We start from the raw sequence: 14,045 nt of genomic DNA, 5'->3' as shown, positions 1-14,045 counted from the left end.
AGCGATTTTCATCGCTCCGACCGGCTCTTCGCGGTCCTGAGACCATCGTGGTGTCCGAGGGGGGACTTGAACCCCCACGCCCGATAAAGGGCACTAGCACCTCAAGCTAGCGCGTCTGCCATTCCGCCACCCGGACCAGGTGTCTGTCTCGCGTCCCTCGCGGGCCGTTCCGACGTGGAAAACATTACCAAACATTCCGGGGTCCTCGATCACACCCCCCGGCGGCCGGGGATCGCCCTTGGGGAGAGCGGCCCGGAGCGGGAGGATGGGGAGGTCCGGTACTGATCAGTGGGAGGAAGCAGCGTGAGCGGATCGAGCGCGGGCAGGACCGTCTCCGGCGAGGACGAGGTCGTCGACCTCTGCCGGGACCTCATCCGGATCGACACCAGCAACTACGGAGACCACTCGGGCCCCGGGGAGCGCAAGGCGGCGGAGTGGGTCGCCGAGAAGCTCGCCGAGGTCGGCCTGGAGCCGCAGATCTTCGAATCGCACAAGGGCCGCGCCTCCACCGTGGCGCGGATCGAGGGCGAGGACCCCTCGCGGCCCGCGCTGCTGATCCACGGGCACACCGACGTGGTCCCCGCCAACGCCGCCGACTGGACCTACGACCCCTTCGCGGGCGAGATCGCCGACGGCTGCCTGTGGGGCCGCGGCGCCGTCGACATGAAGGACATGGACGCGATGACGCTCGCCGTCGTCCGCGACCGCATGCGCAGCGGCCGCAAGCCCCCGCGCGACATCGTGCTGGCCTTCCTCGCCGACGAGGAGGCGGGCGGCATCTACGGGGCCCGGCACCTGGTCGACAAGCACCCCGGGCTGTTCGAGGGCGTCACCGAGGCCATTGGCGAGGTCGGCGGCTTCTCCTTCACGGTCAACGAGAACCTGCGCCTCTACCTCGTGGAGACCGCCCAGAAGGGCATGCACTGGATGCGCCTCACCGTCGAGGGCACCGCGGGCCACGGCTCCATGACCAACAACGACAACGCCATCACGGAGCTGTGCGAGGCCGTGGGGCGGCTCGGCCGCCACCAGTGGCCGGTGCGCGTGACCAAGACCGTACGGAGCTTCCTGGACGAGCTCTCGGACGCGCTCGGCACCCCCCTGGACCCGGACGACATGGACGCCACGCTCGCCAAGCTCGGCGGCATCGCCAAGATGGTCGGCGCGACCCTGCGCAACTCGGCCGCCCCGACCATGCTCGGCGCCGGCTACAAGGTCAACGTCATCCCCGGCCAGGCCACCGCCCACGTGGACGGCCGCTTCCTCCCGGGCTACGAGGACGAGTTCTTCGCGGACCTGGACCGGATCCTCGGCCCCCGCGTGAAGCGCGAGGACGTGCACGGGGACAAGGCGCTGGAGACGGACTTCGACGGCCGCCTCGTGGACGCCATGCAGAGCGCCCTGAGGGCCGAGGACCCGATCGCGCGCGCGGTGCCGTACATGCTCTCGGGCGGTACGGACGCCAAGTCCTTCGACGACCTCGGCATCCGCTGCTTCGGCTTCGCCCCGCTCCAGCTCCCGCCCGAGCTGGACTTCGCCGGGATGTTCCACGGCGTGGACGAGCGGGTGCCCGTGGACGGACTCACGTTCGGTGTGCGGGTGCTCGACCGATTCATCGACAACGCCTGAGATTCGAGCAGGTGTGCGCATTCCACTGAGAAGAGTGAATGCACTCATACGCTCGTAGCCCCGGTGATCCCTCCTCGTTACAGGTGGTGCGGTCCGCGGCTGGGACCGCATTGCCAACTAGGAGGAACAATGCTCAAGAAGGTTGTCGCCGCTGCGGCTGCCACCGGTGGTCTGGTTCTCGCGGGTGCCGGCATGGCCGTCGCGGACGCTGGTGCCCAGGGTGCGGCCATCGGCTCCCCCGGTGTCCTGTCCGGCAACGTCGTGCAGGTCCCGGTCCACATCCCGGTCAACGTCTGCGGTAACACCGTGAACGTGATCGGCCTGCTGAACCCGGCCTTCGGCAACACCTGCGTCAACGCCTGACGCGTCTGAAGTCTTCGGCCCCGGAGCGCATTCCAGCGCTCCGGGGCCACCGGGCTTTCGGGCCCGGACTTCTCCACTTTTCGGCACCACCCGGGCGGGGGAGCCCGGGCGGCCGGGCCGCGGGGCGCCGGCCGGACCGTACACACCAGGGGACGAGTACAGATGCGACGACCGGCACAGGTCACCAGGAAGACCCTGATCACGATGGCTGCCGCGGGCGGTGTCCTCGCCCTCGGCGGGGGATACGCGCACGCGGACTCCGGGGCGCAGGGGCAGGCGGCGAACTCGCCGGGGCTCCTGTCCGGGAACACGGTGCAGGCGCCCGTGGACGTACCGGTGAACGCCTGCGGGAACACCGTCACGGTGGTGGGGGCCCTCAATCCGGCCTTCGGCAACCACTGCGCCAACACGTCGGCGCACCCGAAGCCGAAGCCCAAGCCGCAGCCGAAGCCCCGGCCGGGCCACGACGAACCTTGCGACGACCACCCGGGGAACCCGGGTAACCCCGGCAACCCTGGGAACCCGGGCAACCCTGGGAACCCCGGCAACCCTGGGAACCCGGGCACGCCCGGCAATCCTGGTAACCCCGGTAACCCTGGGAACCCGGGCACTCCCGGTAACCCGGGCAACCCCGGTAACCCCGGTAACCCCGGTAACCCCGGTAACCCCGGCACCCCGGGGAACCCGGGCACCCCCGGGACCCCCAGCAACCCTGGTGCCCCCGGCACCCCCGGCACCCCCGGGCTCGCCGCCACCGGATCCGGGGACGTGCTCACCGCCGGGCTGCCGATCGCCGGCGGGCTGCTGCTCGCCGGGACCGTGCTCTACCGGCGTTCCCGCGCCGCCGCCTGACGGGCGCTCACGAAGCGGGCCCCGCCCCCGGGGCCCGCTTCTCCGTGCCCGCGGGCCTCACCAGGTCGCGCGGATCTGGCGGATGATCCGGCGGCGCAACCGCACGCGGCGGCTGCCGTCCCGGAGCAAGGTCAGCCGGTCGAGCTCCCAGTTCCCGTACTCGGCATGGTCGGTCAGCAGGCGGGTCGCCTCCTTGCGAGGGATCCCGCGGGGCACGTACACATCGACAAATTCGTATTCCGGCATCGGTATCTATTGTGCGGGCAGAGCCCTGCTACGGATAGCGTCTGCTGTATGTCTGATGCCGCTCTGCCCACTGTTGCCGAGGTCCGCGCCGCCGCCGAGGCGGTCAAGGCCGCGCTCGACCGCCACCTCGCCGCGGTCGAGCGCAGGATCGGGGACGAGGATCCGGACGTCTACGCCGCCTTCAACGAACTCGCCGCCGCGGCCGAGGAGTACGACGAGCTCCTCTACGACCGCTACGACGAGGTCACTCCCTTCGAGATTCCCACCCCCGAGGACGGGGTCCCGTACACCGGCCCCGCCGAGCCGGCCGCGTTCAGCGTGCTGATCCGCCGCGACTACGCCGTCGTGGAACCGGCGCGGCTGATGGCCCAGGCCGAGCGGGTCGCCACGCACGAGCGCGACCCCGAATTCGTCCACGACGGCGGCACCGCCGATGCCCTGGGTGTCGTCTTCGGGGAGTACGAGCCTGACGAGATCGCCTCCCGCTTCAAGGACTTCGGGCTGGAGGAGGGCGACTCCACGCTCTGGATCGCCGCCTCCGCCGAGGCCGCCGAACCGGGGGAGTGGCTGGGCACGCCCTTCACCCACCTCGATCCGCAGGACGTCCTGCACCGCTTCGACGTCAGCTCCGTCTTCGACGAGGACGCCGACGACTTCGACGGCGACGACGGCGACGACAGTGACGAGGAGGAGGACGAGGAGGGCGCCGCACAGCCGGGCATGGCCCCCGCCTGACCGCGCCCGCCCCGTCCCGCGCGCCGCGGCCTCCCACCCCTCGGGGCGGGAGGCCGCGGCCGCCTACTCCTCCTGCCGGCCCGCCGTCGCCAGCGCCCGGAGCAGGCCCGCCAGCCGTGTCGTACGCGGCTTCGCCGGTACCTCGGCCACCGCGCGCGGCAGCGCCTGGTCCACCCCGTGCACCACCGACAGGTGCCGCTCGGCCCGGCCGAAGGCCGTGTACACCCAGTCCCGCGACAGGGCCTGCGCCGCGTCCCCGGGCAGCACCACCACCACGGCGGGCCAGCGCCCGCCCGCGGCCTGATGCGCCGTCACCGCCCAGCCGTGCCGCACCCGCGCCTCGACAGCCTCCTGCGGTACGACGATCCGCGCGCCCCCGAGCTCCAGGTGCAGCCCCTCCGCGTCGGCCGACACCACCCGGGCCGGCTCGGCCCGGCCGGGCGCGGGCACGTGCACCACCCGGTCGCCGGGGTCGAAGCCGGCGAAGCGGCCGGGGCCCGGGTTCAGCCGCTCCTTGAGGGCGGCGTTCAGGGCCCGCGTACCGGCGGAACCGCCGTGCCCCGGGGTGATCACCTGCACCTCCTCGGCCGGAATCCCGAAGGCCCGCGGCACGGACTCGGCCACCAGCTGCACGGTGCGGTGCACGGCCTCCCCGGCGTCCTGCACGGGGACGATGACGACCTCCTTGCCGGGGGCGTCGACCTGGTTCAGCTCCCCGATCCCGATCCCGGAGACCAGCTCGCCGAGGGGGCCCGGATCCGGGGTACGGGAGACCACCTGCGGGCAGGTACGCGCCGCCAGCACATCCGCGAACACCTGTCCGGCCCCCGCCGGGCCGAGCACGCCCGGATCCCCGGACAGCACCAGCCGGGCCCCGTCCGGCACGGACTCCACCAGCGCGGCGGCGGTCTCCACGTCCAGCTGCGGGGCGTCCAGCACCACCAGCAGGTCCAGGGCGAACTGCCCGTCGGCGTCCCGGCCGGGGCCCTCCGCCCCGGATAGCAGCCCCGCCACGGTCACCGTGTCCGGGCCGCCGGGCGCGTGCGCGTGCGCGGCCAGGCAGACCCGCAGGCCCTGCGCGCGGGCCGCCGCGACCAGCGCCAGCGGTTCGGCGCGGGCCGCCTCGCCGCCGGTGTGCGCGACCAGGCCGTGCCTGGCGACCGCGCGGATCAGCTCGGCGGCGGACGGGCCGGGCGCCGCCGCGGCGGCCTCCTCCCAGTCCGCCGGGCCCTCCAGGGTGCCGGCCAGCCGGTCCAGGCCGTCGGCCAGGCTCTCCTCGGCCATCGCGGCACCCTCCAGGCCCACGAGGATCCGTACCGGCTGCTCCTCGCCCTCCTCGGGCGGCGGGCCGAGCGGTTCGTGGAAGACCAGCACCGAGCCCTCCGCGACGGCCCCCTCCAGGGCCGCGGCGGGATCCGGTACGCCGTACTGGGCGAGGGCCTTCTCCAGCAGGGGCGCCTCCAGCGCGGTGTGCCCCTTGAGCCCGGCCTGGGCCAGCAGCCAGCCCACCAGGACGGCCGTGCGGCGCTCGTCCCCGGGGCCCGCCTCCGCGCCCAGCAGGGCCCGCGCGAAACCGTCCGCCTGGGTGGGGCGCACCGAAGCCACGGCCAGCAGCCGCCACGGGTTCCCGGCCAGCTCCTCGGCGGCCCCTTCCCCGAGCGCCGCCGCGGCGGGGGCAGCCAGCGCCTCGGGGGCACCACCGCGCGCGAGCACGGCCCGTACGTCGTCCACGCTGCCGGCGGAGGGCGCGGCGGGTGTGGAAGCGGGCGCGGCCGGACGGGGCTGCGGGGGAGCGGGGGCCGCCTTGCGGGGCTCGGCCGGGGCGTCGTCGAAGTAGCTCGCGGAGGGCTTCCCCCCGCTCTCCACGGCCCGTACGGCGGCCAGCAGATCGGCGGCCTTCCCGCTGAGCTTGCCCCCCGCCTCCACGGGCCCCTCCCGCTCAGCCCTCCGCCGAGCAATCCGCTCCCGCTCCACCCGCTGCGCAGCCAACTCAGCCTGAGCCTCACTGACCCCCGCCCCGGCGCCACCCTCACCTGCGTCCCCGTCACCCGCAGGGCTTCCGCCCGGGGTGTCCTCGTCGGCAGCGCCTTCGCTCTCAGCGCCCCCGATCGCGGGCCCTTCGCTCGCGGCGTCCTCGTCCGCCGTGCCTTCGCCTGCGGCGCCTTCGCCCGCCGAGTCTTCGCTCGTGGCGTCCTCGCCCTCGGCGCCTTCGCCCGCAGCGTCCCCGCCCGTGGGGCCTTCACTCGCGGGGCTTTCGCCCGGGGTGTCCTCGCCCCCGGTGGCGTCGCCCCCGGCGTCAGCACCCCCCGGGACCTCGACGGCGGTGGCCTCCGTCGCGTCCGGTCCCCCCGCGGCACCCGTTTGGCCGTCGGCCTCGGCGGGGTGGTCGGGGGCGGTCTGCCGGGGGGTGGTCACAGGGTGCTCCAGTCCTGGTCGGGGTAGCGGTGGAGAGGGGCCGAGACGTCGTCCAGAGCCCGGCGGATCTCCTCGGGAAGACTAAGGGCCTCCACCGACAACGCCGCCGCGAGCTGCGCGGACGTCCGCGCGCCGACGATCGGCGCGACCACGCCGGGCCGGTCCCGCACCCACGCCAGAGCCACCTGCTGCGGGGTCACCGCCAGCCCCTGCGCCGCCGTCACCACCGCGTCCACGATCCGCCCCGACGCCTCGTCCAGGTACGGCTCCACCAGCCCGGCCAGCGTGGGCGAGGCGCCCCGGGAGTCGGACGGGGTGCCCGCCCGGTACTTGCCCGTCAGCACCCCGCGCCCCAGCGGCGAGGACGGCAGCAGGCCGACGCCCAGGTCCAGCGCGGCCGGCAGCACTTCCCGCTCCACCCCGCGCTGGAGCAGCGAGTACTCCATCTGCGTCGAGGCGATCCGCGTGCGCGTCCCCGGCGCCGCCAGCTGCCAGGTGGCCGCCTTCGCGAGCTGCCAGCCGGAGAAGCCCGCCAGCCCCGCGTACCGGGCCCGCCCGCTGCTCACCGCCAGGTCCAGGGCCTGCAGCGTCTCCTCCAGCGGGGTCTCCGGATCGAAGGCGTGCACCTGCCAGAGGTCGACGTGGTCGGTGCCCAGCCGGTCCAGCGAATCGTCCAGCGCGGCCAGCAGGTGCCCGCGCGAGCCGTCGAAGCGCCGGTCCGGCGCGCGGACACTGCCCGCCTTCGTGGCGATCACCAGGTCCCGGCGCGGGACGAGCCCGCCGATCAGCTGCCCGAGGAGGTACTCCGCCTCCCCGCCGCCGTACACGTCGGCGGTGTCGATGAGCGTGCCGCCCTCCTCCCAGAAGGTCTTCACCTGCTCGGCGGCGGCTTCCTCGCCGGTGTCACGGCCCCAGGTGAGGGTGCCGAGGCCGATCCGGGAGACGCGCAGTCCGGTGCGGCCGAGATGCCTCTGCTCCATGAGCGCTGAGACTACTGCGGCGCTGACGCGGAACCACGGGGCGCGCTAGAGTCCCCGCACAGCAACGTTACTGATCGGTAAACCGGTAAGGGGACGACATATGCGGCTCGGCATCAATCTTGGTTACTGGGGCGCGGGCATGGACGCCGACAACCTCGCCGTCGCCCAGGAGGCCGACCGCCTGGGATACGACATCTGCTGGGCCGCCGAGGCGTACGGATCCGACGTGCCGACCGTGCTCTCCTGGGTCGCCGCCCAGACCGAGCGCATCGACGTCGGCTCCGCGATCATGCAGATCCCGGCCCGCCAGCCCGCCATGACCGCCATGACGGCGGCCACCCTGGACTCCCTCACCAAGGGCCGCTTCCGCCTCGGCCTCGGCGTCTCCGGCCCGCAGGTCTCCGAGGGCTGGTACGGCGTCACCTTCGACAAGCCGCTCGCCCGCACCCGCGAGTACGTGGAGATCGTCCGCAAGGCCATGAGCCGCGAACGCCTCACCTACGAGGGCGCGCACTGGACCCTGCCGCTGCCGGGCGGCCCGGGCAAGCCGATCAAGCTGACCGTGCACCCCGAGCGCGAGCACATCCCGCTCTACATCGCCGCCATCGGCCCCAAGAACCTGGAGCAGACCGGCGAGATCGCGGACGGCGCCCTGCTGATCTTCCCGGCCGCCGAGCACCTGGAGGCCACCGCCCTGACCCACATCCGGGCGGGCCGCGAGAAGGCCGGGCTCACCATGGACGGGTTCGACGTCTGCCCGACCGTGCCGCTGGCCCTCGGTGACGACGTGCCCGCCCTCGCGGACATGTTCCGCCCCTACACCGCCCTGTACGTGGGCGGCATGGGCAGCCGCAAGCAGAACTTCTACAACCAGCTCGCGCAGCGCATGGGCTACGAGAAGGAAGCCGCCGAGATCCAGGACAAGTACCTGGCGGGCGACAAGAACGGCGCCGCCGAGGCCGTCCCGCACTCGCTGATCGACTCGACCACCCTGCTCGGCCCCGTCGAGCGCATCGCGGACGGGATGCGGGCCTACGCGGAGGCCGGGGTCACCACCCTGACGCTGGCCCCGGCCGGCTTCACCCTGGACGAGCGGGTCGCCGCGCTGCGCGCCGGCACCGAGGCCCTGGAGCGGGCCGGCCTCGCCTGAGCGGGCCCGAAGTCCGCGGCCGTGGTGGGGGCTCGGGGGGTCTTCCCCGCCACGGCCGACACAGCCAACAACGCCCCGGGAGCCGCCGGGGTTACGCACCGCGGGCCACGCCTTCGGTTCGTTCATTCGGACGAGTAGTGCGACCTATCGGTTGCCCGCCCCGGCCACCGGCGTTTGACTCGTTCCATGCTCTCTGCCCGCAGCCTGTTCCAGGAGATCATCGAGAACGACGACTCCTTCCAGCTGTTCTGCTCCATCGCCGCCAGCGGGGAGGCCCAGGGCGGCTGGGAGAACGCCCGCATCGCCGCCCTGGTGCCCGACGGCATGCGCGGCCTCGCGCCGAAGATCGTCCGGCACGGCGCCGACGAGGACAAGCACGGCCGCATCTTCAACGCCCTGCTGCGCAAGCGCGGCCTGCCGCCCGTCCCCGTACCGCCCGAGACGGACTACACGATGCTGCTGGAACGCCGCGGCATCGGCCTCGCCCACGAGAAGCTGCGCCGCAGTGAGCCGCTGACCGAGCACGACATCGTCGTCTACCTCGCCCACAGCCGGGTCACCGAGCAGCGCGCCGCCGACCAGATGGAGATGCTGGTCACCCACTTCGGCGACCACCCCGAGGTGGGCCGGGCCATCCACATGATCAGCAACGACGAGGACAACCACCTCGCCTACTGCCACGAGGAACTGCTGCGGCTGGCCCGCGAGGGCCACGGCCGGACCATCCAGCGCGTGCTGCGCGAGAGCGCCCTCGCGGAGATCTCCGTCTACCGGGACGTCAGCCTCGCCGTCATGGACCACATGGGGCGCCTGCTGCACTGGCCCGCCCCCAAGGCGGCCCTGCTCGCCGCCGGCATCCGCGGCCTGTACGCCTACGAGCGGTTCAGCGGCTGGCACCGGATGGTCAACCTCCGGATGCCCCGGCGCCGCGACGCCCTCGGCGGCGCCCCGGCCCCCGCCCCCGGCCTCGCCTGAGGCACCGGACCCCTTCGGGGCACCCGGACGCGCCCGCGGCTCAGAGCCAGCCGCGCCGCTTGAACATCCGGTGCAGGCCCAGGCAGACGCCCACCATGACCAGCACCACCACCGGATAGCCCCAGGACTGGTGCAGCTCCGGCATGTGGTCGAAGTTCATCCCGTAGATCCCCGCCACCATCGTCGGCACCGCCGCCATCGCCGCCCACGCCGAGATCTTGCGCATGTCGTCGTTCTGGCGCAGACCCGTCTGCGCCAGATGGGCGGCGAGGGCGTCCGACAGCAGCCGGTCCAGGCCCTCGATGTGCTCGCTCGCCCGCGTCAGATGGTCCGCGACGTCCCGGAAGAACGGCCGGGCGTGGTCGTGGACGAAGGGCACGTCCCCGACGGCCAGCCGGTCCATCGGCTGGAGCAGCGGGTTCGTCGCCCGCCGGAACTCCAGCACCTGCCGCTTGAAGCCGTAGATCCGGGCGGCCGTGTTCTTGGCGTCCGAGGCGTTCGGCGCGAACACGTCCGCCTCCAGCTCCTCCAGGTCCACCTGGAGTTCGGCCGCCACCTCGATGTAGTGGTCCACCACCGCGTCCGACACCGCGTACAGCACGGCCGTCGGCCCGTGCCGCAGCACCGTCGGGTCCTCCTCCAGCCGGTGACGCACGGCCGCCAGCGGGGCGCCCTCGCCGTGCCGCACCGTCACCACGAAGGAGTCCCCGATGAACAGCATCAGCTCGCCCGCCGACACCGTGTCCGTCGACTCCTCGTAGAGCACCGGCTTGAGGACCACGAACAGCGAGTCGTCGTACACCTCCAGCTTCGGGCGCTGGTGGGCCTTGAGCGCGTCCTCCACCGCCAGCGGGTGCAGGCCGAACTCGCGGCTGACGTGATCGAATTCCGCCTCCGTGGGCTCGTACATCCCGATCCACAGGAAGGCGTCACCGCTCGCCCGCGCGGCGTCCAGGGCGTCGGAGAAGTCCTCCGGACCCTCGGTGCGGCGCCCGTCCCGGTAGATCGCGCAATCCACAATCACAGGGAGCATTCTCACCCGCCCCGGGCCCGCCCGCACGCCCCCGGGACCGCCTACGCTGGCCCCCATGGCCACGCTGATCCTCGTACGACACGGGCGGTCCACCGCCAACACCGCAGGGCTGCTCGCCGGATGGACCCCCGGCGTCGCCCTCGACGAGCGGGGGGCCGAGCAGGCCGCCGCGCTGCCCGGGCGGCTCGCGGGCGTCCCGCTCGCCGCCGCCGTCACCAGCCCGCTGCAACGCTGCCGCGAGACCCTGGCGCCCCTGCTGGCCGCCCGGCCCGAGCTGGAACTCCACACCGACGAGCGGATCGGCGAATGCCACTACGGCGACTGGTCCGGGCGCAAACTCGCCGAGCTCTCCGAAGAACCCCTGATGAAGATCGTCCAGCAGCACCCCTCCGCGGCCGCCTTCCCCGGCGGGGAGTCCCTGCGCGCCATGCAGTCCCGCGCCGTGGAAGCCGTACGGGAATGGAACGAGCGGATCGAGGAGCAGCACGGCAGTGACGCCGTCTTCCTCATGTGCTCCCACGGAGACATCATCAAGTCCCTTGTCGCGGACGCCCTCGGCATGCACCTGGACCTCTTCCAGCGCATCCACGTCGACCCCTGCTCGGTGACCGCCGTCCGCTACACCCCGACCCGCCCGTTCGTCTTCCGGCTCGGTGACACCGGCGACTTCGGCTCCCTCGTACGCCGCCCGGCCGCCGCCGAGCCGGTCGCCTCCGACAAGGACACCGAGGACGGCGGCGACGCCGTCGTGGGGGGCGGCGCGGGCGCGGTGTGATCGGCGGGCGCAGTAGGGTGGACGGGCCAGCACAAGGGCGCAGACCTGCCCCCACCACCGAGACTTGGAGACTGGACGTGCCCCGTCAGGTGTTCCTCTACGACCCCCCGGACCGCTTCGTGGCCGGCACGGTCGGTCTGCCGGGACGACGGACGTTCTTCCTCCAGGCATCCTCCGGCCCCCGCGTCACCAGCGTCTCCCTGGAGAAGACCCAGGTGGCCGCGCTGGCCGAGCGGATGGACGAACTGCTCGACGAGGTCGTACGCCGCACCGGGGGCAACGCCCCCGTCCCCGCCATGGCCCCGGCCGAGGCCGCCGACACCGCCCCCCTCGACGTCCCCGTCGACGAGGAGTTCCGCGTCGGCACCATGGCCCTGGCCTGGGACGGCGAGGAGCAGCGCATGATCGTCGAGGCGCAGGCCCTCGTGGAGCTCGACGCCGACTCCGACGAGGACCTGGCCGAGGCCGAGGAGCGGCTGCTCCAGGACGAGGAGAACGGCCCGCCGATGCTGCGGGTCCGCCTCACCGGCGCCCAGGCCCGCGCCTTCGCCAAGCGCGCCCTGGACGTGGTCAACGCGGGCCGCCCGCCCTGCCCCCTGTGCAGCCTCCCGCTGGACCCGGAGGGGCATGTGTGCCCGCGCCAGAACGGCTACCGGCGCCAGGCGTGACCGACGAGGGGGAGATCGAGGAACTGCTCGCCAAGGGCGAGCTGACCGTCGTCGGCCGGATCCGGGAGGCGTCCAACGCCGTCCTGTTCTGCACCGTGACCCATGACGGCGCCAGCACCGAATGCGTCTACAAGCCGGTCGGGGGCGAGCGCCCGCTGTGGGACTTCCCCGACGGCAACCTCGCCCGCCGCGAGCTCGCCGCCTACCTGGTCTCCCGGGCCACCGGCTGGGACCTCGTACCGGCCACCGTGCTGCGCGACGGACCGTACGGCGAGGGCATGGTCCAGCGGTGGATCACCTCGGCGGGCCCCGAGGGCGACACCGAGGAGGGCGCCCTCCTCGCGCTGGTGGAGGGGGAGGAGGCGGGGGAGGGCTGGAAGCCCGTCGCCCTCGCCGAGGTCGGGGAGGGCCGCACCGCCCTGCTCGTCCACGCCGACGACCCCAGGCTGCGCCGGCTCTCCGTCCTGGACGCCGTGATCAACAACGGCGACCGCAAGGGCGGCCACCTGCTGCCCGCCCCCGACGGCCGGCTCTACGGCATCGACCACGGTGTGACCTTCCACTCCGAGGACAAGCTGCGCACCCTGCTGTGGGGCTGGGCGGGCGAGCCGCTGACCGAGGAGGCCCGCGACACCCTCACCCGGCTGGCCGCCGAGCTGGCCGAGGGCACCCCGCTCGCCACCCGGCTGGCCGAACTCATCACGACCGCCGAGCTGGCCGCCGTACGGGACCGGGTGGCGCAGCTGCTGCGCACCGGCACCCACCCCCATCCGTCCGGGCAGTGGCCCGCGATCCCCTGGCCGCCGGTCTGAACCGGCCGCGCGCCGCACGCACACGGACGGCCGGACCGCAAGAGCGCCGATCAGGACAACAGTGCAGGTCCGGTTCGTTACCGGAACACGCGTCCGGTTAGGCTCGACGCATGCATGCCTGGCCCGCTTCCGAGGTCCCCGCCCTTCCCGGCAAGGGCCGCGACCTCAAGATCCACGACACCGCGACCCAGGGGACGATCACCCTCGCCCCCGGTCCCGTCGCCCGCATCTACGTCTGCGGCATCACCCCGTACGACGCGACCCACATCGGTCACGCGGCGACCTACAACGCGTTCGACCTCGTGCAGCGCGTGTGGCTCGACACCAAGCGGCAGGTCCACTACGTCCAGAACGTCACGGACGTGGACGATCCGCTCCTGGAGCGGGCCCAGCGCGACGGCCACGACTGGACCGAGCTGGCCGAGCGCGAGACCGCGCTCTTCCGCGAGGACATGACCGCCCTGCGGATGCTGCCGCCGCAGCACTACATCGGAGCCGTCGAGGCCATACCGGGCATCGTGCCGCTGGTGGAGCGGCTCCGGGACGCCGGCGCCGCCTACGAGCTCGACGGCGACATCTACTTCTCCGTCGAGGCGGACCCGCACTTCGGCGGCGTCTCCCACCTCGACGCCGAGGCGATGCGGCTGCTCTCGGCCGAGCGGGGCGGCGACCCCGACCGGCCCGGCAAGAAGAACCCGCTCGACCCGATGCTGTGGATGGCCGCCCGTCCGGGCGAGCCGAGCTGGGACGGCGGCTCGCTGGGCCGCGGCCGGCCCGGCTGGCACATCGAGTGCGTGGCGATCGCCCTCGACCACCTCGGCATGGGCTTCGACATCCAGGGCGGCGGATCCGACCTCGCCTTCCCGCACCACGAGATGGGCGCCTCGCACGCGCAGGCCCTGACGGGCGAGTTCCCGATGGCCAAGGCGTACGTCCACGCGGGCATGGTGGCCCTGCACGGCGAGAAGATGTCGAAGTCGAAGGGGAACCTCGTCTTCGTGTCCGCGCTGCGGCGGGCGGGGGTGGACCCGGCGGCGATCCGGCTGGCGCTGCTGTCGCACCACTACCGGGCGGACTGGGAGTGGACGGACGCCGTCCTCGCCGAGGCCGTGGCCCGGCTGGAGCGGTGGCGTGCGGCCGTCTCCCGGCCGGACGGGATCCCGGCGGACGCCCTGGTCGAGGAGGTCCGCGAGGCCCTGGCGAACGACCTGGACGCCCCTGCCGCGCTGGCGGCGGTGGACCGGTGGGTGGAGCGGCAGAACGCCACCGACGGCACCGACGAATCGGCCCCCGGCCTGGTCTCCCGCACGGTGGACGCCCTCCTGGGCGTGGCTCTGTAACGCCGCCCGCGCGCCGTGTCCCGGGGGCTCCGCCCCCGGACCCCCGCGCCTCAAACGCCGGCGGGGCTGGAT

The 14,045-nt window shown here is 73.4% G+C and carries 14 protein-coding genes and 1 tRNA gene; 10 read left to right on the top strand and 5 right to left on the bottom strand.

What is annotated here, in order from left to right; genetic code table 11:
• Positions 1-48: 48 nt before the first annotated feature.
• Positions 49-136, bottom strand: a tRNA-Leu gene (locus tag ABZ873_RS32180).
• 167 nt (positions 137-303) lie between these two features.
• Here ABZ873_RS32180 and ABZ873_RS32175 point away from each other — a divergent pair.
• The 3 genes from ABZ873_RS32175 to ABZ873_RS32165 all read left to right on the top strand — a co-directional run bounded on the left by ABZ873_RS32175 (position 304) and on the right by ABZ873_RS32165 (position 2,844).
• Positions 304-1,629, top strand: a complete 1,326-nt coding sequence (locus tag ABZ873_RS32175) for a M20/M25/M40 family metallo-hydrolase (RefSeq protein WP_360879719.1) — start codon at positions 304-306, stop codon at positions 1,627-1,629.
• Between the two features lie 129 nt (positions 1,630-1,758).
• Positions 1,759-1,992: a chaplin ChpH gene (chpH, locus tag ABZ873_RS32170; protein WP_030770277.1), complete on the top strand. Its 234-nt coding sequence runs from the start codon at positions 1,759-1,761 to the stop codon at positions 1,990-1,992.
• Positions 1,993-2,154: 162 nt separating this feature from the next.
• Positions 2,155-2,844 carry a chaplin gene (locus tag ABZ873_RS32165; RefSeq protein ID WP_360879715.1) on the top strand — a complete coding sequence of 230 codons (690 nt, stop codon included), beginning with the start codon at positions 2,155-2,157 and terminating at the stop codon, positions 2,842-2,844.
• Positions 2,845-2,901: 57 nt separating this feature from the next.
• Here the strand turns inward: ABZ873_RS32165 and ABZ873_RS32160 are convergent, their stop codons facing one another.
• Complete coding sequence (locus ABZ873_RS32160; protein WP_360879712.1) at positions 2,902-3,090, bottom strand: DUF5703 family protein; 189 nt, start codon at positions 3,088-3,090, stop codon at positions 2,902-2,904.
• A 48-nt stretch (positions 3,091-3,138) separates the two neighbouring features.
• Here ABZ873_RS32160 and ABZ873_RS32155 point away from each other — a divergent pair, with 48 nt between their 5' ends.
• Complete coding sequence (locus ABZ873_RS32155; RefSeq protein WP_360879709.1) at positions 3,139-3,825, top strand: hypothetical protein; 687 nt, start codon at positions 3,139-3,141, stop codon at positions 3,823-3,825.
• Positions 3,826-3,888: 63 nt separating this feature from the next.
• Here the strand turns inward: ABZ873_RS32155 and ABZ873_RS32150 are convergent, their stop codons facing one another.
• Positions 3,889-6,240 carry an ATP-binding domain-containing protein gene (locus ABZ873_RS32150; RefSeq protein ID WP_360879706.1) on the bottom strand — a complete coding sequence of 784 codons (2,352 nt, stop codon included), beginning with the start codon at positions 6,238-6,240 and terminating at the stop codon, positions 3,889-3,891.
• Positions 6,237-7,220 (bottom strand): aldo/keto reductase, encoded by a 984-nt coding sequence (locus tag ABZ873_RS32145; protein ID WP_360879703.1) that lies wholly within the window; start codon positions 7,218-7,220, stop codon positions 6,237-6,239. Before ABZ873_RS32145 ends, ABZ873_RS32150 begins: the two co-directional genes overlap by 4 nt.
• Before the next feature lie 100 nt (positions 7,221-7,320).
• Between ABZ873_RS32145 and ABZ873_RS32140 the strand changes: the two genes are divergently transcribed.
• Entirely contained in the window at positions 7,321-8,370 is a 1,050-nt protein-coding gene (locus ABZ873_RS32140; RefSeq protein ID WP_360879700.1) for an LLM class F420-dependent oxidoreductase, read from the top strand.
• A gap of 186 nt (positions 8,371-8,556) precedes the next feature.
• Positions 8,557-9,345 carry a ferritin-like domain-containing protein gene (locus ABZ873_RS32135; protein ID WP_360879697.1) on the top strand — a complete coding sequence of 263 codons (789 nt, stop codon included), beginning with the start codon at positions 8,557-8,559 and terminating at the stop codon, positions 9,343-9,345.
• 40 nt (positions 9,346-9,385) lie between these two features.
• On the opposite strand, the gene corA is transcribed toward ABZ873_RS32135, so the two are convergent.
• Positions 9,386-10,378: a magnesium/cobalt transporter CorA gene (gene corA, locus ABZ873_RS32130; RefSeq protein WP_360879694.1), complete on the bottom strand. Its 993-nt coding sequence runs from the start codon at positions 10,376-10,378 to the stop codon at positions 9,386-9,388.
• Positions 10,379-10,433: 55 nt separating this feature from the next.
• Here corA and ABZ873_RS32125 point away from each other — a divergent pair, with 55 nt between their 5' ends.
• The 4 genes from ABZ873_RS32125 (at position 10,434) to mshC (ending at position 13,973) form a co-directional block, all read left to right on the top strand.
• The gene (locus ABZ873_RS32125) at positions 10,434-11,153 is read left to right on the top strand and encodes a histidine phosphatase family protein (RefSeq protein WP_360879691.1); all 720 of its coding nucleotides are present in this window, start codon (positions 10,434-10,436) and stop codon (positions 11,151-11,153) included.
• Between the two features lie 77 nt (positions 11,154-11,230).
• Positions 11,231-11,821 (top strand): DUF3090 domain-containing protein, encoded by a 591-nt coding sequence (locus tag ABZ873_RS32120; protein ID WP_360879688.1) that lies wholly within the window; start codon positions 11,231-11,233, stop codon positions 11,819-11,821.
• Positions 11,785-12,633, top strand: coding sequence for an SCO1664 family protein (locus tag ABZ873_RS32115; RefSeq protein WP_360879685.1), 849 nt, complete (start codon positions 11,785-11,787; stop codon positions 12,631-12,633). The genes ABZ873_RS32120 and ABZ873_RS32115 overlap by 37 nt, the downstream gene beginning before the upstream one ends.
• Before the next feature lie 110 nt (positions 12,634-12,743).
• Entirely contained in the window at positions 12,744-13,973 is a 1,230-nt protein-coding gene (gene mshC / locus ABZ873_RS32110; RefSeq protein ID WP_360879682.1) for a cysteine--1-D-myo-inosityl 2-amino-2-deoxy-alpha-D-glucopyranoside ligase, read from the top strand.
• Positions 13,974-14,045 lie beyond the last annotated feature (72 nt).

Origin of the sequence: Streptomyces sp. NPDC047014 (assembly GCF_040644195.1) — a bacterium.
Classification (GTDB): domain Bacteria; phylum Actinomycetota; class Actinomycetes; order Streptomycetales; family Streptomycetaceae; genus Streptomyces.
The sequence above is the reverse complement of the archived record's forward strand: the minus strand, read 5'-3'. Positions and strand labels throughout refer to the sequence as shown.